The sequence below is a fragment of the Bacillus sp. SA1-12 genome (genome assembly GCF_000981385.1).
Classification (GTDB): Bacteria; Bacillota; Bacilli; order Bacillales; family Bacillaceae; genus Metabacillus.
In genome coordinates this window covers 174,542-193,515 of the sequence record NZ_LATZ01000002.1, presented here as the reverse complement: position 1 = coordinate 193,515, position 18,974 = coordinate 174,542, and the positions used below count along the sequence as shown (strand labels likewise).

25 protein-coding genes are annotated in these 18,974 nt (G+C 36.6%); 22 read left to right on the top strand and 3 right to left on the bottom strand.

Features of this window, described 5'->3' with window-relative positions:
- Window positions 1-6 precede the first annotated feature (6 nt).
- The gene (locus tag WQ54_RS02120; RefSeq protein ID WP_046511404.1) at window positions 7-972 is read right to left on the bottom strand and encodes an MBL fold metallo-hydrolase; all 966 of its coding nucleotides are present in this window, start codon (window positions 970-972) and stop codon (window positions 7-9) included.
- Between the two features lie 246 nt (window positions 973-1,218).
- Here WQ54_RS02120 and WQ54_RS02115 point away from each other — a divergent pair, with 246 nt between their 5' ends.
- From WQ54_RS02115 to WQ54_RS02025, 20 genes are all read left to right on the top strand, one after another.
- A complete protein-coding gene (locus tag WQ54_RS02115) occupies window positions 1,219-1,455 on the top strand; it encodes a YkuJ family protein (RefSeq protein WP_046511401.1) in 237 nt (78 codons plus the stop codon).
- Window positions 1,456-1,566: 111 nt separating this feature from the next.
- Window positions 1,567-1,719 (top strand): hypothetical protein, encoded by a 153-nt coding sequence (locus WQ54_RS34170; protein ID WP_197089520.1) that lies wholly within the window; start codon window positions 1,567-1,569, stop codon window positions 1,717-1,719.
- Between the two features lie 331 nt (window positions 1,720-2,050).
- On the top strand, window positions 2,051-2,569 hold the full coding sequence (locus WQ54_RS02105; protein ID WP_046511395.1) for a ribonuclease H-like YkuK family protein: 519 nt from the start codon (window positions 2,051-2,053) through the stop codon (window positions 2,567-2,569).
- 68 nt (window positions 2,570-2,637) lie between these two features.
- On the top strand, window positions 2,638-2,826 hold the full coding sequence (gene abbA, locus WQ54_RS02100) for an antirepressor AbbA (protein ID WP_046511391.1): 189 nt from the start codon (window positions 2,638-2,640) through the stop codon (window positions 2,824-2,826).
- A gap of 522 nt (window positions 2,827-3,348) precedes the next feature.
- Window positions 3,349-3,798, top strand: coding sequence for a cyclic-di-AMP-binding protein CbpB (gene cbpB, locus WQ54_RS02095; RefSeq protein WP_046511388.1), 450 nt, complete (start codon window positions 3,349-3,351; stop codon window positions 3,796-3,798).
- Between the two features lie 132 nt (window positions 3,799-3,930).
- Window positions 3,931-5,061 (top strand): MFS transporter, encoded by a 1,131-nt coding sequence (locus WQ54_RS02090; RefSeq protein WP_331434735.1) that lies wholly within the window; start codon window positions 3,931-3,933, stop codon window positions 5,059-5,061.
- An 11-nt stretch (window positions 5,062-5,072) separates the two neighbouring features.
- Window positions 5,073-5,456: a hypothetical protein gene (locus WQ54_RS35410; protein WP_331434734.1), complete on the top strand. Its 384-nt coding sequence runs from the start codon at window positions 5,073-5,075 to the stop codon at window positions 5,454-5,456.
- 54 nt (window positions 5,457-5,510) lie between these two features.
- Window positions 5,511-6,377: a LysR family transcriptional regulator gene (locus WQ54_RS02085; RefSeq protein ID WP_046511385.1), complete on the top strand. Its 867-nt coding sequence runs from the start codon at window positions 5,511-5,513 to the stop codon at window positions 6,375-6,377.
- Window positions 6,378-6,459: 82 nt separating this feature from the next.
- Complete coding sequence (dapD, locus tag WQ54_RS02080) at window positions 6,460-7,170, top strand: 2,3,4,5-tetrahydropyridine-2,6-dicarboxylate N-acetyltransferase (RefSeq protein ID WP_046511383.1); 711 nt, start codon at window positions 6,460-6,462, stop codon at window positions 7,168-7,170.
- Between the two features lie 145 nt (window positions 7,171-7,315).
- Window positions 7,316-8,446, top strand: a complete 1,131-nt coding sequence (locus WQ54_RS02075) for an N-acetyldiaminopimelate deacetylase (RefSeq protein WP_046511381.1) — start codon at window positions 7,316-7,318, stop codon at window positions 8,444-8,446.
- 54 nt (window positions 8,447-8,500) lie between these two features.
- Window positions 8,501-8,746: a YkuS family protein gene (locus tag WQ54_RS02070; RefSeq protein ID WP_046511379.1), complete on the top strand. Its 246-nt coding sequence runs from the start codon at window positions 8,501-8,503 to the stop codon at window positions 8,744-8,746.
- A 351-nt stretch (window positions 8,747-9,097) separates the two neighbouring features.
- The gene (locus tag WQ54_RS02065) at window positions 9,098-9,640 is read left to right on the top strand and encodes a peroxiredoxin (RefSeq protein WP_046511377.1); all 543 of its coding nucleotides are present in this window, start codon (window positions 9,098-9,100) and stop codon (window positions 9,638-9,640) included.
- A gap of 94 nt (window positions 9,641-9,734) precedes the next feature.
- The gene (locus WQ54_RS02060; RefSeq protein WP_046511375.1) at window positions 9,735-10,190 is read left to right on the top strand and encodes a TlpA disulfide reductase family protein; all 456 of its coding nucleotides are present in this window, start codon (window positions 9,735-9,737) and stop codon (window positions 10,188-10,190) included.
- Window positions 10,191-10,324: 134 nt separating this feature from the next.
- Window positions 10,325-10,945 carry a molybdenum cofactor guanylyltransferase gene (locus WQ54_RS02055; protein WP_046511372.1) on the top strand — a complete coding sequence of 207 codons (621 nt, stop codon included), beginning with the start codon at window positions 10,325-10,327 and terminating at the stop codon, window positions 10,943-10,945.
- Window positions 10,946-10,977: 32 nt separating this feature from the next.
- Entirely contained in the window at window positions 10,978-12,258 is a 1,281-nt protein-coding gene (glp, locus tag WQ54_RS02050; RefSeq protein WP_046511370.1) for a gephyrin-like molybdotransferase Glp, read from the top strand.
- On the top strand, window positions 12,237-12,749 hold the full coding sequence (mobB, locus tag WQ54_RS02045) for a molybdopterin-guanine dinucleotide biosynthesis protein B (RefSeq protein WP_052737620.1): 513 nt from the start codon (window positions 12,237-12,239) through the stop codon (window positions 12,747-12,749). The genes glp and mobB overlap by 22 nt, the downstream gene beginning before the upstream one ends.
- Window positions 12,742-13,212, top strand: a complete 471-nt coding sequence (locus WQ54_RS02040) for a molybdenum cofactor biosynthesis protein MoaE (protein ID WP_046511366.1) — start codon at window positions 12,742-12,744, stop codon at window positions 13,210-13,212. The genes mobB and WQ54_RS02040 overlap by 8 nt, the downstream gene beginning before the upstream one ends.
- The gene (moaD, locus tag WQ54_RS02035) at window positions 13,209-13,442 is read left to right on the top strand and encodes a molybdopterin converting factor subunit 1 (protein WP_046511363.1); all 234 of its coding nucleotides are present in this window, start codon (window positions 13,209-13,211) and stop codon (window positions 13,440-13,442) included. The genes WQ54_RS02040 and moaD overlap by 4 nt, the downstream gene beginning before the upstream one ends.
- 357 nt (window positions 13,443-13,799) lie before the next feature.
- Window positions 13,800-13,940: a hypothetical protein gene (locus WQ54_RS33320; protein WP_156177625.1), complete on the top strand. Its 141-nt coding sequence runs from the start codon at window positions 13,800-13,802 to the stop codon at window positions 13,938-13,940.
- A 459-nt stretch (window positions 13,941-14,399) separates the two neighbouring features.
- Complete coding sequence (locus WQ54_RS02025) at window positions 14,400-14,603, top strand: cold-shock protein (RefSeq protein ID WP_046511360.1); 204 nt, start codon at window positions 14,400-14,402, stop codon at window positions 14,601-14,603.
- A 285-nt stretch (window positions 14,604-14,888) separates the two neighbouring features.
- Here the strand turns inward: WQ54_RS02025 and WQ54_RS02020 are convergent, their stop codons facing one another.
- On the bottom strand, window positions 14,889-15,068 hold the full coding sequence (locus tag WQ54_RS02020; protein ID WP_046511357.1) for an H-type small acid-soluble spore protein: 180 nt from the start codon (window positions 15,066-15,068) through the stop codon (window positions 14,889-14,891).
- 178 nt (window positions 15,069-15,246) lie between these two features.
- Between WQ54_RS02020 and WQ54_RS02015 the strand changes: the two genes are divergently transcribed.
- Window positions 15,247-16,353 carry a phosphatidylglycerol lysyltransferase domain-containing protein gene (locus WQ54_RS02015; protein ID WP_052737619.1) on the top strand — a complete coding sequence of 369 codons (1,107 nt, stop codon included), beginning with the start codon at window positions 15,247-15,249 and terminating at the stop codon, window positions 16,351-16,353.
- 270 nt (window positions 16,354-16,623) lie between these two features.
- Here WQ54_RS02015 and WQ54_RS02010 read toward each other — a convergent pair whose 3' ends face one another.
- Window positions 16,624-16,911 carry a DUF6509 family protein gene (locus tag WQ54_RS02010; protein WP_046511354.1) on the bottom strand — a complete coding sequence of 96 codons (288 nt, stop codon included), beginning with the start codon at window positions 16,909-16,911 and terminating at the stop codon, window positions 16,624-16,626.
- A 791-nt stretch (window positions 16,912-17,702) separates the two neighbouring features.
- Here WQ54_RS02010 and WQ54_RS02005 point away from each other — a divergent pair.
- Window positions 17,703-18,968, top strand: a complete 1,266-nt coding sequence (locus tag WQ54_RS02005; protein ID WP_046511352.1) for an ammonium transporter — start codon at window positions 17,703-17,705, stop codon at window positions 18,966-18,968.
- The last annotated feature ends 6 nt before the right edge of the window (window positions 18,969-18,974 follow it).

Genomic DNA, 18,974 nt, shown 5'->3' with positions numbered 1-18,974 from the left:
TCCGTTTCATCCTTTATTAGGATTCTTTCGTAAATAATCAACTAATCCCATAGCGCTTACCGATAAATCAAGTTTTAACATATCATATACACTGTCAACTATTACAATATTTTGCTCGAGCAGTTCATTGAAAACGAGTGATTTTAATTCAGTTTCAACAGCTTTACTGCATTCTTCGAAGGAAGTGTCTTTGCCCTTTTCAACAACCTTTTGAGCAGTATCGACAAATTTAGGGAGCCATTTTCTAAGTTCACTATATACAATCTTTGGATGGCAGCTCATACCAAAATGGCTAAAATATATTTTATCAATCTGTAACTCATCAATCATTTTTACTGATGCAAGCATGGCTTCCGGGTTAAATTGATTTGGTGACGTTGAGGGTAAATAAAACTCAATACCTTGATCGAGAAGATCTTTATAATAAATTCCAACTGTATCACCGGTAAATATCCCATTGCTAACTGAATCATGAATACTGAAGTGATGGTTGGCATGACCAGGAGAATCAAAGAACGTTAAATATGAATTATTCCCGATTTTTATTTTTTCTCCGTGCTTCTTTATTAATAAACGATGTTCGGGAACAGGTATTATTGGATGGAAAAGACGATCAAACTCATTTTTATAAACAGCTCTGGCACCAGAGATTAGCCTGGAAGGATCTATCATATGTTTTGCACCTTTAGGGTGGACAATAAGTTTTGCATTTTGACATTTTTCTAAAAGTAATCCAGCTCCACCGGCATGATCTAGATGAATATGTGTTACAATAATGAAGGCTATTTTTTCTAATGGAATGTAAAGTTCTGCTAAGCCATCCAGTAAGTGAGGGATAGATGGGCTTGCAGATGGTTCAAAAAGGACCACTTTCTCATCCTGGAGAACATAGCAGCTTGTTCGGCCTTGCATTCCTAAGTCTAAACTATCAATAATCGAGATTCTTTCATCAATTGTATTTATGTATGCCATTATTATTTGTTCCCCTTTATAATTAGCTGATATTAATTGAAAATAAAGCTTTTTATGACTGACAAGGGTGTTTAGGCGTAAATACTTTGGAAATCCCATCATACATAGTGTAAAATTGAATGGGCACAAAGTAAAGATACTGATTATTGAATCGTTGTTTAGTGGATAGAATGTATGGTAGAGTAAAACAATATTAAATATAAGGAATCAGTTATACGTTAACTCTTCCGGAAGGGGGATCTCTTTTTGTCACAGCTATTAGGTATTATTACAAGATTACAAAGTTTACAGGAAAATTCTGGTTCAGGTGAACCTTTACAACGTTTTTTTGAGGTTGAGGGAGAAAAGCGTTGCAGTGTGAAATACTTCGATAAAAGCAATACATTTGAATTAGAGGTATTTCAAAAAGGAGACAAACCTCAATCATATCAATTTGATAATATCGATATGATTGCTATAGAAATCTTCGATCTTCTGCAATAGGTGAAGCTTTAATGGTTTCACTTATCTGAGGCAAGGCGGCAGTAATTAACATTTTGATTAATTTATTATGAACATTACTGCCTTTTATTTAGGGAATATAAAGGAGGCATTATGGGAAAAGAGCCTACAGTTATTTGCCCGTTTTGTCAAAATCAGCAGCCACTATCAAAATCTTTAACAGCACAATCAAATCAAAATGTTATCTTTACGTGCACTCATTGTCATGAAAAATTGCGAAACATTGAGACGAGTAAGGGAGAATAGCTATGCCTCTATAGGCATAGCTATTTTTTTTCTTTGGAAATTATTAATTGCTTTAAAATAGGATAAGCAATTCGGAATCCAACTTCTGGTTTCTCTAGATCTAGCCAATTTGGGATAGAGGGAATTATACTTTCTATTGCAGATTGGCTTAATTGCCCGAGGCTGATTAAGGTGTCTGCGCTTTGTTCTTGAAAACTTTTGAAAGTTACCATTTTTATGTTCATATTTTAAATGATATACGTCATATAATTTATAAGGCTGGCTTTTGAGGTGAGAAATTATAGTACAAAAATGAGCAGGAACTAAAGATATGTTGATGGGGAGATGTGATATGAACGAATCTTTTACCTTTTATAATGTCTCAGAAAAGAAGATGTCTTTTGAAACCGTGATAGAGCGTATAAAAGGATTTATGTCAAGAGATCTGCGTTCAGAATATATACTCTCAATCGGTTCGGATTCGCATGTTCATCAAAAGGAGACAAAATTTATTACAGCCATTCATCTCCATCGCAAAGGCAAAGGTGCTTGGGGATGCTTAAAGGCACATAGTGTGAAACGTCCAATTTTAAGTGTACGTGAAAAGATTTCAATCGAAACAGCATTAAGTCAAGAGGTGGCTTATTTTTTTATTACCAAATATCTTAATGTATTAACAGACTTGTTGATCCCATTTGCTGATGAGGGAGCAAATTTATTATTTGAAATCCATTTAGATATCGGTCAGAAGGGCATGACAAAGGAATTAATTCAAGAAATGACAGGCAGGATCGAAGCGATGGGAGTTGAGGCGAAAATTAAACCAGAGTCCTATACGGCATTCAGTTATGCCAATCGATATACAAAATAAATGGAATATGCTTTCTGGATGAAATGAAATTGATGCTTATATTATTTGAATATTACCAGGAGGATTTTATGAAAGCGACAATAGAATGGCTTACAATTGATGAACAAAAATTACTTATAGAACTTTTATTACGCCAACAATACGCATTGGAAATTGTATGCAGTGAAATTAACGATATTGAAACAGGTATGAAAAGCACGGATCAAAAAACATATCAACGATTATTAGCCTTGTATGAACGACTAAGAGCCAGGTAGCTATTTACATAGTAAATCAGTAAGATGAAATGAATATAGTCAGGAAGTTTCTAAGAAAGTTAAAATGATACTCATATTGGGTATCATTTTTTTATCACATCTAGGATTTCAGAAGGATGAAGATTACTGCCCGTAAAGATTATATAAGTTCGTTTTATTCGTTTTTTATGAGAAAATAAAATATTAGTTTTGCTTAATACGATTCGTTTTTATAAGAAGGAATGCAAACAATATGGTATGATAGAGTTGGTAAATTTATCGCCATCTTAACTGGCAGTAACCTCCCATTTCAGGATTCACGATAAGCTAAGATGATTTGTGGGGGAAACTGTCCATAATGGATCCGATAAGTATCAGCACAACCATCGTTGGGGATGGACGAGTAACTTCGTCTCGTCCTTATGCAAAGTTGGCACTTGTACACCATTCTTCGTGAAAATCCCACTGATGGAAGTCTCACTTTATGACCTCTTTAATTAGAAAGCGGCCTTAGACAATGTTTTTTAGAGAGGAAGAACAACTATGATTCGTTTAGAAACAGGAGATATAATGAATACAACTATTCAAGAGTTAATGATTCCAGGAGATAAAGTGGCACATGTTCAAATAGGAAATAATTTAGAGCATGCTTTACTTGTCTTAACAAAAACAGGCTATACAGCCATACCAGTATTAGACCCAACCTTTAAGCTGCATGGTTTAATAGGAATGAATTTAATAATGGATAATATTTTTGGTTTAGAACGGATTGAATTTGAAAAATTAGAAAATATGAAGGTTGAAGAGGTTATGAATAAAGAGATACCAAGGCTGTACTTGGATGATCCTTTGGAAAAGGGACTAGACCTTGTTGTGAATCATCCGTTCGTATGTGTACAAAATAAAGAAAATGTTTTTGAAGGAATTTTTACAAGAAGAGCTATTTTAAAACAATTAAAAAAGCGAATGAGAGGTTTGGAACAAGAACAGTAACTGATGGAAACGATGTAGATGTGAAGGCTAACTTCATTGCATCGTTTTCTTTTTTCTCTATAAACATTTGATTACGGAAATCGTCCATGGATGATCAAACAGATCTTTAATACATATAGGCGGTGATTAGGATTGGGACAAGCAATCACTCAAAAACGGTTAATGGTGCAAAAGGACAAATCAAAGAAAACCAATAGACCGTTGGTGTTAGTAACGGTTATGCTTGCAATGTTTATGGCTGCAATAGAAGCAACGATTGTTGCAACAGCCATGCCAGCTATTGTAGCAGAACTAGGAGACTTTTCTTTATATAGCTGGGTTTTTTCTTCTTATTTATTAATGAATGCGGTAACGGTCTTGATTTACGGAAAGCTTTCAGATTTATTTGGACGTAGGCCGGTGCTTGCGATTGGTATCATTATCTTTTTGATAGGATCTATAATTTGTGGCTTAGCTTCAACAATGGAATGGCTTATCTTTGCACGGTTTGTTCAAGGGTTTGGAGCAGGTGCAGTGATGCCAATTGCCTCAACGATAGTTGGTGATATTTATACAAAGGAAGAGCGGGCAAAAATACAAGGGTATTTATCAAGTGTATGGGGGATTTCTGCCATTTTGGGACCTGCGATTGGCGGGCTTTTAGTGGAGTTTGTCAGCTGGCGATTTGTCTTTTGGATCAACGTGCCGCTTGGTATCCTTGCGATCATTGGTTTATTTATGTATCTTCATGAAAACATAGATAAAAAGAAGCCAAAGATTGATTATATCGGTGCGGTCCTTCTCACCTTATCAGTGACCTCGATCATGTTTATACTCGTTGAAGGCGGAGTCCGCTTTGAGTGGCTTTCGATACCAATCCTCTTATTAGGATGTCTTTCGATCTTTAGCTTTATTGCATTTGTTCTATATGAACGAAAAGCTGAGGAACCAATGATGCCTTTTGAGCTTTGGAATGAAAGATCGATTTTAATAGCTAATCTTACCTCTTTAACAACAGGTGTGTTATTGATAGGCCTATCAACATTTTTGCCTACATTTGTTCAAGGGGTTATGGAAGAGAAAGCAATTGTTGCCGGATTTACATTAACAACCATGTCTATTGGCTGGCCAATTGCTGCTATGATATCTGGGAGAGCTATTTTAACAATCGGTTTTCGAACAACCTCTATTTTAGGAGGCATAGCATTAGTTTGTGGAAGTATTGTTTTTATCATGTTATCTGCTAACGATAGTGCTCTTTTGCTGCTGCTGGTTCATTTATAATTGGAGTAGGGATGGGACTAACAACAACAGCTTTCATTGTTTCAATTCAGAGTACAGTAGCTTGGAATAAACGAGGCGTAGCAACAGCAACAAATATGTTTATGAGAAATGTAGGAAGTACAATTGGTGCCGCATTGCTAGGAGGAATCTTAAACAGCAGGCTTTTAAGTTATTTATCAAGCAAGGGTGTAGATGAAGAGCTGAGCCTTGACTCTGCAACCACATTGCTGGAATCTTCCGAACGATCAGGTTTAACCGCTGAGTCAAGAGGGCTGCTTCAGCAGGGACTGGAATTTGCTTTACATGATGTTTACTTGGTTGTTTTTGGTTTTGCATTATTAAGTTTTGTCTTAATATTATTTCTGCCCAAAAATGAAAAGGCCGAATCTAAATAATTTTAGTTTCATCTCATGAAGAGGATAGTATTTTAGAAAAGCAGGTGTATGTTTATGCAGATGTCTGAGCTCCGAATGCTGGTTGTCTTATCTGAGGAAATGAATATGAGGAAAGCATCTGAACGTTTGTTTGTTTCCCAGCCGGCATTGTCACAGCGTTTACAAACGATAGAAAAATCATGGGGCTTTCAAATTTTTATTCGTTCTCAAAAAGGGTTAACCTTAACACCGGCAGGAGAAAAGGTTATTTCCTTTGCTCGAGAGGTTGTCGAAAAAGAAGAGCAGGTCCGTGAGAAAATTTTAGAGCTCGAAGGGGAAGTACATGGAACGCTAAAGCTTGCAGTTGCATCCATTATTGGTCAGCATTGGCTTCCGGAGGTTTTAAAAACCTATGTGAGAAAAAATCCACATGCTAAAATCTCTCTCATTACTGGATGGAGCAGTGAAATTTTAAAAAGCATGTTTGAAGATCACGTCCATATTGGTATCATTCGAGGAAATCCAGATTGGAAAGGGATTAAGGAACATCTGTTTTCAGACACTCTATATCTAGTCGATACTGAAATCAGTAATGTTGAGGAAGTTCTGCATACTGAAAGACCTTTTATTCAATTCAAAAGTGATTCCACTTATTATCAGGAAATTCAAGATTGGTGGCATCGGCAGTTTCAAACCTCACCGAAGCGAACGATCGTTGTTGATCAAATAGAAACATGTAAACAAATGGCATTCAATGGCATCGGTTATGCTATTTTACCATCCGTCACATTAAAGGAAGATGAGCAGGATATTTTTAAGATTCCTTTGCTTGATGAAAATGGAAAACCAATTGAGCGAGATACGTGGCTATTAGGATATGAATCTTCGTTTGAATTAAAACAAGTAAAGGCATTTTTAGATATTGTAAAACAACATAAATAAGTGAAACATATGCTTGTCAAGAATTAAATCCTTTGATACAGTAAAGAATGATTGTAATTCGAAACAAGGAGGAAAAATACATATGAAAATGATGGATGCAAATGAGATCATCTCATTTATACAAAACAGTAAAAAATCTACACCTGTAAAGGTTTATCTTAAAGGAAATTTAGAGGGCATTAATTTTGGCGAATCAGCTCAAACCTTCATAACTGGAAATACAGGTGTTGTATTTGGTGAGTGGGCTGAAATCCAAGATGCACTTGAAACGAATAAAGATCAAATTGAAGATTATGTGGTTGAAAATGATCGCAGAAATTCAGCGATTCCTTTACTTGATCTAAAAGGAATTAAAGCACGTATCGAGCCGGGCGCAATCATTCGTGATCAGGTTGAAATTGGTGATAATGCAGTTATCATGATGGGGGCTTCTATTAATATCGGTGCCGTAATTGGTGAAGGTACAATGATTGATATGAATGTAGTTCTTGGAGGTCGTGCAACTGTTGGTAAAAACTGTCACATTGGTGCAGGCACAGTTTTAGCGGGTGTTATCGAGCCGCCTTCTGCTAAACCGGTTGTTGTTGAAGATGATGTTGTCATTGGAGCAAACGCTGTTGTTTTAGAAGGCGTTACGATTGGAAAAGGTGCGGTAGTTGGTGCTGGCGCAATTGTTACAAAGGATGTAGAACCATTTACAGTTGTAACAGGTGCCCCTGCCCGTAAAATTAAGGATATTGATGCCAAAACTAAATCAAAAACTGAAATTATGCAAGAGTTAAGACAATTATAGGATGAAGAGAGGCTGTCTCAAGAAGGGTATGTCACACAAGGAAACATTAATATATGGATTTGCTGACGATTATAGATCCTATATATTGTGTATCCAGGGGTGACTCTTTGATTTGAGTCAGCCTCTTTTATATAGGGGTGATTAAATGATCAAAGAGCAGCTTAATAAAATTCGCCGGGATCTTCATCGAATACCTGAAATTGGTTTTCAAGAGTTTAAAACACAGCAATATTTATTAGATGTATTACGGCAATTACCTGAAGATCGAATTGAGATTATAACATGGAAAACAGGTATTTTTGCACTGGTTAAAGGAACAAACCCTACAAGGATTATTGGCTATCGCGCTGATATCGATGGACTGCCGATTACTGAGGAAACCAACTATAATTTTCAATCAGAACATCCCGGTTATATGCATGCCTGCGGTCATGATTTTCATATGACAATTGCGTTAGGGATCCTTACCCATTTTGTTGAACATCCTGTACGGGATGATATTTTATTTTTATTTCAACCGGCTGAGGAAGGGCCAGGCGGTGCGGAGCCAATGTTAAATAGCAATATTGCCAAGCAATGGAAACCTAGTATCATTACAGCTCTCCATATTTCTCCGGAGCTTCCGGTAGGAACCATTGCAACAAAACCCGGATTGCTTTTTGCCAATACATCCGAATTATTTATAGACTTAAAAGGAAAAGGTGGACATGCAGCATATCCTCATATGACAAATGATATGGTTGTAGCAGCGTGTTCACTTGTTACACAGCTGCAAACTGTTATAGCACGGAATGTCGACCCGCTTGACAGTGCTGTGATTACGATCGGAAAGATAACAGGTGGAACCGTGCAGAATATTATAGCTGAGAATGCAAGATTAGAGGGAACCATTCGAACTCTTTCTGTTCAATCAATGGATAAAGTAAAGGAAAGAATTGAGGCACTGGTTAAAGGTGTTGAGATTGGTTACTCATGTAAAGCGACCATTGATTACGGCTCCATGTATCATCAAGTTTTTAATGAAGAAGTTTTAACAGCAGAATTTATGGAATTTATCGCTGGTAACACATCAGTTACGGTCCAGGAATGTAAGGAAGCAATGACTGGCGAGGATTTCGGATATATGGTCGATCAGATTCCCGGCTTCATGTTTTGGCTGGGTGTAGAATCATCGTTCGGGTTACACCATGCAAAATTAGAGCCTAATGAAGAGGCTATTCATGTAGCTGTTGACCTGATGACTAAGTACATCACATTCAAGGCAAATCAAAAATAATAAAGTATATTTTTTCCTCCCATGTACACAATACATGTAGGAGGTGGATAAACAATGCCAAAAATCGGTGTAGAACAATCATTATCTGACGTATCATCTGCTTTGCAGGAAAAGGGCTATGAGGTTGTCCAATTAAAAAATGAAAGTGATGCACAAGGCTGTGACTGCTGTGTGGTTACAGGACAAGATTCAAATGTTATGGGGATCAGCAATGTTGTAACTGCAGGCTCAGTTATTGAAGCCAGCGGTATGACAGCAGATGAAATTTGCCAGCAAGTTGAAAGCAAAATAAATCGGTAAGAATTGTGGGAAGAAAGGCTGTCTAAAAGAGTCGCTCCTAATAAACACCTAGACAAGGACCTTTTTACTTATTAGGTTCTTGTATAAATTTGGTTTTAGGACTGATTCTTTTTTACGACAGCCTTTTCTTTTTTCTTGAGCAAATTAGTTGTATTCCCTTTAATGATACGAAATAATGAATTATGTACATTTTCTCAAATGATTCATTATTAAAATCATTATTATCTTACATTGACTAAAAAGGAAGCTTGTCCTATAATGGTCACTGTATTAGACATATAAATATTAATTGGGAATAATTAATTTTTCTCAATTAGTAGACCTAACAAAACTTATTTGGAGGGATACATAATGGCAGAACGTATGGTAGGTAAACAAGCACCAAGATTTGAAATGGAAGCAGTTTTAGCAAACAAAGAGTTTGGTAAAGTAAGCTTAGAAGAAAACATGAAAAACGACAAATGGACTGTTCTTTTCTTTTACCCAATGGACTTTACATTCGTATGTCCAACAGAAATCACTGCATTATCAGATCGTTATGACGAATTCGAAGATTTAGATGCAGAAGTAATCGGTGTTTCAACTGATACCATTCATACACACTTAGCATGGATTAAAACAGATCGCAAAGACAATGGCTTAGGAGATTTAAAATACCCATTAGCTGCTGATACGAATCATGTTGTTTCACGTGAATATGGTGTGTTAATTGAAGAAGAGGGTATTGCTCTTCGCGGATTATTCATCATTAATCCAGAAGGTGAATTACAATACTCTGTCGTAAACCATAACAACATTGGCCGTGACGTAGATGAAACACTTCGTGTGCTTCAAGCACTTCAAACTGGCGGACTTTGCCCTGCAAACTGGAAGCCAGGCCAAGCTACATTATAATTTTCTTAAAAAGACACATTGTTAAAGAGAGGCTGACAAAAATAAAAATGTCAGCCCCTTTTTTAATCTGCTCATTTAACATGGAGGGAAAAAGATGAAATTACGTGAGGCAATGCCAGAGCTTACTGGTGCAACCGAATGGTTAAATGGTGAGGTAACAAAGGAACAATTAATTGGTGAGAAGCCAACGCTTATTCATTTCTGGTCAATTAGCTGCCACTTATGTAAGGAAGCGATGCCGCAAGTTAACGAATTCCGCGACAAATTTAAAGATAAATTGAACGTAGTAGCAGTTCATATGCCACGTTCAGAAGATGATTTAAATCTTGACGAAATTAAAAAGGTTGCTGGAGAGCATGATATTAGCCAGCCAATCTTCGTAGATAGCGAGCACAAATTAACAGACGCTTTTGAAAATCAATATGTACCAGCGTATTATGTTTTTGATAAAGAAGGAAAACTTCGCCACTTCCAAGCTGGAGGTAGCGGGATGAAAATGCTTGAAAAACGCGTGAATCGTGTTTTAACTGAACTTGAAAACGCTGAATAATTAACGATATGTTAAAGTCGGTTGCCATAAACATGGTAGCTGACTTTTTTTGCAGAAATGTGACTAAGAACATGCTTTTTAAATAAGTTCAAGAAATTTGATTACGATAAAACAATAAAAGGGGTAGCTATGCAATGAGAAAAACGGCAGGAGTTTTATTAGCTGGGGGAGAGTCCAGCCGATTTGGCCATCAAAAGGTATTTGCGAGTTATCAAGGAGAATTATTCTGGGAGCATTCTTTTTCCGTATTAAAAGCTGTAACAGAAAAGCAAATGATTATCAGTCATCCAAATATTGCCGGAAGACTAAAGGATGCAGCTCCTTGTCCTGTATTACTTGATGAACCTGATGTTAAAGGTAAGGGGCCTTTGGCAGGGATGTATACGGCAATGAATCATGTACAGGCAGAATGGTATGTGTTTTTAGCTTGTGACCTGCCGTTAATCACAAATGAGGCCGTTTTAAGGTTGCTAGATTTACGAGGGAATGATATAGAAGCGGTCATTCCTAAAATAAATGGTAGGCTTCAGCCATTAATAGGGGTTTATCATCATTCGATCCATTCTCTTGTGAAAAAGCAATTAAAAAATCAACAGTATAAAATGGGTTCACTTCTTGAAAAAATCAAGGTATTATATGTTACTGAAAAAGATTTACAGGTTGATCCATTCATCTTTCGTAATATAAACTCACAAGAGGATTACAAAGAACTACATACTAATGGTAAAATATCAGAATCACATAACAATTCTTGATTACTTGATCAATGATAGACCGGAGTGATGAAATGGTAGAAAAAAGAAAGCCGTTGGCTGTAAGTGAAGCAATACAAAAAGTATTACGTTACTCTATACATGGTGAGAGTGAAACCGTGTCTTTACAGGAAAGCTATGGGAGATTTTTAGCTGAGGATTTAATTGCTGACCATCCAGTCCCGCCTTTTGATCGCTCTCCATATGACGGATTTGCGATTCGAGCTGCTGATTCGATATATGCAAGTGCCGAACAACCAGCGGAGTTTGAAGTAATTGATGAGATTGGTGCCGGAGATGTCAGTCCGTTTACTCTTGGTGAAATGCAAGTTGCGCGAATCATGACAGGTGCCCAGATTCCTAGCGGTTGTGATGCCATCGTCATGTTGGAATTAACGAAGGAATTTCAAAAGGATGGAAGGAAATTCATGTCTATTAAAAGGCCCTTCAAAAAGGGAGATAATATTTCCTTTGAGGGGGAAGATACACAAAAAGGCAGTGTATTAGTGAAAAAAGGGACATATATCACCCCTGGTACGATTGCCTTGCTGGCAACTTTTGGGTATAAAAAAGTTTTGGTTAGCAAAAAACCGCGAATCGGAATTATAGCGACAGGCAGTGAACTGCTTGATGTTGAGGAACCGTTAAAGCCTGGTAAAATAAGAAATAGTAACTCTTATATGATTGAGTCACAGGCTAAAAGAAGCGGTGCTGATCCTATCTATCTAGGAAAGCTTATGGATAACCTTGAACAATGCTATGTTGCAATCAAGAATGCATTAGAGGATGTCGACTTTTTAATTACTACTGGCGGTGTGTCCGTAGGAGACTTTGATTATTTGCCTGAAATCTATAATCGTTTAGGAGCTAATGTTTTGTTTAATAAAGTAGCGATGCGGCCTGGCAGTGTCACAACGGTTGCTGAGCTTAATGGAAAATTATTATTTGGTCTATCCGGCAATCCATCTGCATGTTATGTCGGTTTTGAGTTATTTGTAAGACCTATTATTCGCACCTTTTTATTCTCAGATCATGTTCATCTTCAACGAGTAACAGCAAGCTTAGAAAAAGACTTTTTAAAACCTAATCCTTTCACAAGGTTTGTGCGCGGGAAAATTACCTTTTTCGACGGTAAAATTCTGGCATTACCAGTAGGATTAGATAAATCAAATGTTGTGACATCACTTGCTGATGCAAATGCACTTATCGTATTACCTGGTGGAACAAGAGGATATCAGAAAGGTGATCGTGTTGATGTTTTACTTATTGATGATCAAGTGGGAAGTGAATCCTCATGGGCAGAATCCTTCAAGTAGTCGGTTATCAAAATAGCGGTAAAACTACTTTTGTTGTTGATTATATTAAAATGGCGGCTGAGCAAGGTTTAAAAGTAGGGACAATCAAGCATCATGGCCACCAAGGGACAATCGATATGGGTGATCATAAAAAGGATACAGGGAAGCATCGAAAAGCTGGTGCTTATGTTTCTGTGGTAGAGGGCAATGGCTCGTTTTTTTTAGCGTCAGAACAAGTATCTTTATCACTTGATCAAATGATATCCTTATATAGCCACTTTCAATTAGATGTAATTGTTGTTGAAGGGTATAAGACAGCGGGCTATCCGAAAGTGGTATTAATAAGTTCTCATGATGATTTACACATGTTAGATGATTTAATAAATGTCAGCAGTGTGATATCGAGAGTAGTTCTACCTGTTACTATTACAAAAAAATATAACTGTTTTACAAATCCACTAGAATGTATTAAGTGGCTTTTAACAAATAAAGTAGGTGAAATGATTGACTGAACCATTGTTTGAAATTGTTAAGGATCCCATATCAATTGAAAAAATTACGGAGAAAGTGATTCGCCGTGAAGCTGGCGCAGTTACAACTTTTGTCGGTACTGTAAGGGAATTTACTAATGGTAAACGTACATTGTCATTAGAATACCAAGCATATGAACAAATGGCCTTGAAAAAACTAGAGCAGATAGGTGATGAAATAAAGGAGAGATGGAGTGATGCCAAGGTAGCCATTACACATCGAATCGGCAAATTAACAATATCAGAGATTGCTGTTGTCATTGCTGTTTCCACTCCCCACCGTAAAGATGCTTATGATGCAAATGAATTTGCCATTGAGCGGATAAAACAAATAGTACCGATCTGGAAAAAAGAGATATGGGAAGATGGTGAATCATGGATAGGTGATCAATTAGGAAAAACACCTTATCCAAAAGGAATGCCGGAAAAGGGGTTGTCGAGATGATTAAGGTTTTGTTATTTGCTCATTTACAAGAAAAGATTGGAAAGGAGAGCCTCTCTCTTGATATTCCAAGCATCTCTGTGAAAGAATTAAAGGAGCTTATTGGAGCTAGGTTTGAACTTGGCGCTTTAGAGCATGTCATGATTGCGGTAAATGAAGAATATGCCCTAGATGAAGACCTTGTTCAATCGGATGATGTAGTAGCTCTTATTCCGCCAGTAAGCGGTGGCTAATGTAATGAATGGGAAAAGCTATTTTAATGTTTCCTATGCTTTTTATTTTTATCATTTATTTCTATATTTGGTACAAACGGCCCAATCGGCTAAGCGTTGTATCAATCTTTAACTCCCCATATTTTACTTGGTGGGCAGGACTGCTCGTTTTAGTAGTGATTGATTTCTTTTAATGTATCAAGTAGCAAAGACTGGCTTCTGAACATGTGAAATACTGATATAGAGATCGCTCCTAGCCGATGGTGCTGATAACCTCTTTGTTTATTTGTACATATCCCTGCCCCTGACGAAAAACATATCATTCCTCGTTTTGTGTTAAGCATTGCGAGTGCTTTAGGAGAGTTTGGGGCTACTCTCATGTTTGCAGAAACATTCCCGAAAAACACATCTGTTTCAACTGCCATTTATGTTTCCATCGATAGTGGAAATATGAAACTGGCTTGGCTATCGGTTTGTTCTAGGATTGTTATTACAGCTAATCTATTAGACTTTGTTTAATTGTTTAATAAAAATTAATGAAAATATCATATTAATTCGTACATTTACAAATAATGTGTTTACATTGACAATACCTTACAAATCGGTTAAAGTAATAGAGTGCTTTTTATAGAATTTCACCTTGGTAGTGCTGTGTGAATGGTTAAAGTCTTTGAATTACATGCATCATGTAATAGTAAAAGAGGACGTTTGATCACAATTCACACTGGCGCGGTCTAGGAGCCGTAAGGACGAAAGAGAGGCAGGGCTTTCGTTGTTTTGAGATAGTGCAATTTCAATAATAATAATAATAATAATATATCGTTCAATTAATGTTATTAAAATGACCAAATATGGAGCTATATAATTCACATATTATCGAGATTATCTACTCCTTTTTTGATAGTCTCTATAATATGTGAATTTTTATTTACCAAGTAAATACAAGTAACATATTAAAAAATCTTTGGAGGTTCTCTCATGAAAACGACTGGTACAGTAAAATGGTTTAACTCAGAAAAAGGTTTCGGATTTATCGAAGTTGCAGAAGGAAACGATGTATTTGTTCATTTCAGCGCTATCGCTGGTGAAGGTTTCAAAACGTTAGAAGAAGGACAAAAAGTTGAATTCAACATTGTTGAAGGAAACCGTGGACCTCAAGCAGAAGACGTTGTTAAATTATAATAAGCATAAAGAGGGCTGACGTTTTATCATAAACGTCAGCCCTCTTTCCTTTAAAAGGTAAGAAAATATAAAATTTTTACCTAGTGTTATTGGCTAGCTCTAGCCTGCAACTTCGAAGTACAGGACGTGCAAGCGCGGGTAAGTGATAAGATAAGGACGTCAGAAGTCGGTTTTTTAACTACCTTTAGGTTAAAGTCTAATAGGAATTGTAGGTAAAGAACACCTTCTATTCTCCTATCCGCCTTATGCGTGTCGCCGAATACTTAGCACCTTTCGCTTTACTTATCATTCCTCAATTAAGTGGTCAACTGAAACATCTTTTTCCGCTTGGGGATTATTTAGCGGATAAATTCTTGCTGTTCCTTGCTCTTCATCTACTGATTGTATGTATATGCCTTCACCTTGGTAAAGGACATTCATCATTTCTCCCATTTCAGATATTTCTTTTGCTCGGTTTATATTCATCTTTTTTCATCCTTTCATCCAAAGTTTATTTGAAAAATAAAGTATACCCTTATACCATGTCCGATTTGAAAAATAACTATTCGAAAAAATAGAATAATTAGGAATCGAAAAGTTATTTTTTCATTCTGTTTATTATGGTATCTTGTATAAGGGAATTAAAATAAGGGGGATCGCGTATTTGCTAAATTTGAAGTATTTAATTTTTCAATTTGTCTTTATTTGTTTTTTCATCCTGAATGTCACAAAACGTTCAGCAGAAACAATGTTTGATGAATCCTTTGTTCGTTCTTTTATTAAAAGATATGGCGGGAATTCGTTATCACATCTTTTATTTTTGCAGGATAAACAAATTTATATGGCTCAAAATGATTCTGTGCTTATTTCCTATAGACAAAGAGGAAACAAATTTTTTGTTTTAGGTGATCCAATTGGGGATGAGGAGCGATTTGAAGCTGGCTTGGATGAATTTCTTGATTATGCCAGCAATAAGCGGGCAACACCTGTTTTTTACCAAGCTAGCGAAAGGTTCCTGCCTTTTTTACAAGATCGTGGCTACCGATTCTTCAAAGTTGGTGAAGAAGCAAAGGTTTGTTTGGAACGTTTCAAGATAGAGGGGAAGAAGTCTGCGAAAATTCGGACGACAAGAAACAAGTTTTTAAGAGAGGGTTATCAATTTTTCATCATATATCCTCCATTTAGTAATGAACTAATTAATGAGCTTAAAGAGGTTTCTAACGAATGGTTAGCAGACCGGCAAGAAAAAAGCTATTCAGTTAGCTCCTTTCAAGAGGATTATATTAGCCTCTTTCCTATCTCGATCTTAAGGAATTCTCATGGGAAGTTAGTCGCCTTTGCAAGCTTGCCATCTGATTATAAAGCTGATGAGTCCATAAGCATTGATTTAATGAGGTACACAAAGGCAGGTTCTTCTGGAGCAATGGATATGGTTTTTCTCTCGACAATTATGTGGGCGAAGGAAAAGGGGTATGCATCATGCAGCTTAGGAATGTCGCCATTATCAAATGTCGGTACAGAGAAAGGGGCGTCAATTCGGGAAAAGATAGCGAGATATGTCTTTTTGAATGGCTGCAAATATTATAACTTTAAAGGTCTGCGCAGATATAAAGCTAAATTTGCCACTGATTGGATGCCTCGATATCTCGTATATAAGAAATCATTTTTATTTACTTTAATTATTCATTTAATGGTTATGGTAAGAAAACAACCTAAACTAAAAAGAAACTCATTTGTGAGAAAGTTGATTGGTGTAAAAAAAGCGATGTAAAAGTGATTAGGGTCAGAACCCAACCAAATCCTCTGGAAAAATAGAAGATTTGGTTGAGGATCTGATCCTTTTTGTGTGGATATTTTCCTGATCTTAACTGGTAGTAAAACCACCAAATAAGCTACAAGGAAAGTTAAGTGATAGTTGGAGATAACTGCCCAAAAGATCAGTTGAAGGAATGTTGTTCTAGTCAGGCGCAACCCGCAGGAAGCGGAAAATAAAGGGTTATAAGTAGCTAACGATTAAAGAATGAATAATGGTTAGCGAACTTTAAATTCCTTCAACAAGCTGCTTACAGTAGTTCATTACTTCCTCCTCTTCATCTTCCTCCAATGCAAAGTCCAGAACAAGCTCAGTCGTTTTTTCGATAAAGTGATATTGAGCAATTTTAGCTTGTTCTCCTTCAACTGCATAGATGAGTTTTAGGACAATTCCGTTTTCACTATAAAGTTCATCTTCTTCATCAATATCCAATGTAAGAAATATTTCAAACCGCTCACCTGTAAGAATGCCAAATGGATCTTCTAATCTTTCGATTGTTGATTCAATAATTTTCATGCTTTATGTAACCTCTTTTCTATTAGAACCAGAATTTTTACTTAAGGGAATAAGAAAAACCTCCACTGATGGAAGTCTCATTTTATTATAGCCTTTTAAGGGAAACAAGCCAAATATGTCAAATCATTTATCTTGAATTCATTAAGTGATTAAATTTTAGTGGAAAAGCTTAGAAACCGTTTTTTTTTATCAAACCTTGTTGTTATTTACAAAGAGCAGGGCTAAGTGGTTAATTGCAGCGAGAGAAGCTAACTTTTAGCAGGGGGGGTGTGGTGTGTCTCCTCTGCGTATACTCCTGCATAGTCTTTCTGTCTTGTTGCTCACACAGGAGTCTCGCTGACTGCTTCGATCAACCGCAAACAGTATTCTTCAAAGAACTGAATTATCAGAAGCTGTCTTTTAAGTATTGTTAATTATTGTAACATCCAAGTGAATTTCGGTCTTTTTGGGAATGAAAACTGCAATTTTTGTCTGTGCTTTCGGTTAACATTTATTTTTATTGAAAAGATTTTCACCCGATGTTAATAACAAAAAGAAATAAATTTAACATCATCCTGGTTAGACCAATTGAGCATCTTACATTTGAGATGCTCGATTGGTTATTACTATCCTTTTTTTGTAAGATGTAAAGCAAAAAAAGGATAGTGTGTTAGATTTTCTAACGTGGAATTTTCAGAAACATTCGAAAATAGGTTGACACTTAAAGATTATCGTATAAAATAGTAAATAAGAACGAGATGTTATATTTTCTAACATCTAAAGTTAGGAAATTACACAAGGGAGGAAATGCAATGGATACGATGTTTTTAATGAACAGCTTGTGGGTTATGCTAGGGGCTATTTTAGTTATTTTTATGTTAGGTGGATTTATTCTACTTGAGGCTGGTTCAACAAGAATGAAAAACGCAGGTCATATTGCGGGAAAAACAATTTTTACATTCGGGCTTGCTTCATTGGTTTTTTGGGCAGTAGGGTATGGATTTATTTTTGGTGATAATGCAAACTTTTTAGTTGGCCTTTCTGATTTTTTCTATTCTGGTTATCAAGTAGAAGATATGGGTTTAGCAACTTCTGTATTTTTCGTTTTCCAATTAGCTTTTGCAGGAATCTCTATCACAATTGCTTTAGGAGGATTTGCAGAAAGGGCAAAGCTTTCTGTTTACCTAGTTTTTACCGTGTTATTCTCTGCACTTATATATCCGGTTATTGCACATTGGATTTGGGGAGGCGGCTGGTTAGCTGAGCATGGCAAGCAAGATTTTGCAGGATCTACAGTTGTGCATTTAACGGGTGCGATGGCAGCATTTGCCGCAACAATACTGTTAAAGCCTCGGATTGGTAAATATAATAAAGATGGTTCGGCCAATAATATTCAAGGGCATAACCAAGTATTTACAGCATTAGGTGTGTTAATCTTATGGATTGGCTGGTTCGGTTTTAATGCAGGAAGTACTGTAGCAGTTGACGACGGATTTTTTGGATTTGTTGCGTTAAATACGAATTTAGCGGCAGGTGCCGGAGCTGTTGCAGCCCTAATTATTTCTTGGATCGTATTAGGCAAATCAGATATCCCGACAATGTTGAACGGAGCTTTAGCGGGGTTAGTAGCCATTACGGCATCTTGTGCATTCGTCGATACATGGGCTGCGGTTGTCATTGGTTTTATTGCCGGTATACTAGTTTTCTATAGTGCTAGATTCTTTGAAAAAAGAAAAATTGATGATCCTATTTTTGCCTTATCAGTTCACGGTGCAGCAGGGGTATGGGGAACATTATCTACAGGATTTTTTGCAACACCGGAACTCGCAACTGTTGGCTTACCTGGATTATTTTACGGTGGCGGATTGACACAGCTTGGCGTACAATTTATGGGAGTAGCAGTTTCTGGTGCATATGCATTCGTTGTATCATTTGTTATTTTAGCAGTCGCGAAAAAACTGATGAATGGATTGCGAGTAACAGAAGAAGAAGAGATCATGGGCTTGGATATAAGTGAACATGGAAGCTATGGTTACCCTGAATTATTTGTAACAAAAGATCAAAATGTTGGTTCATAAACAGGA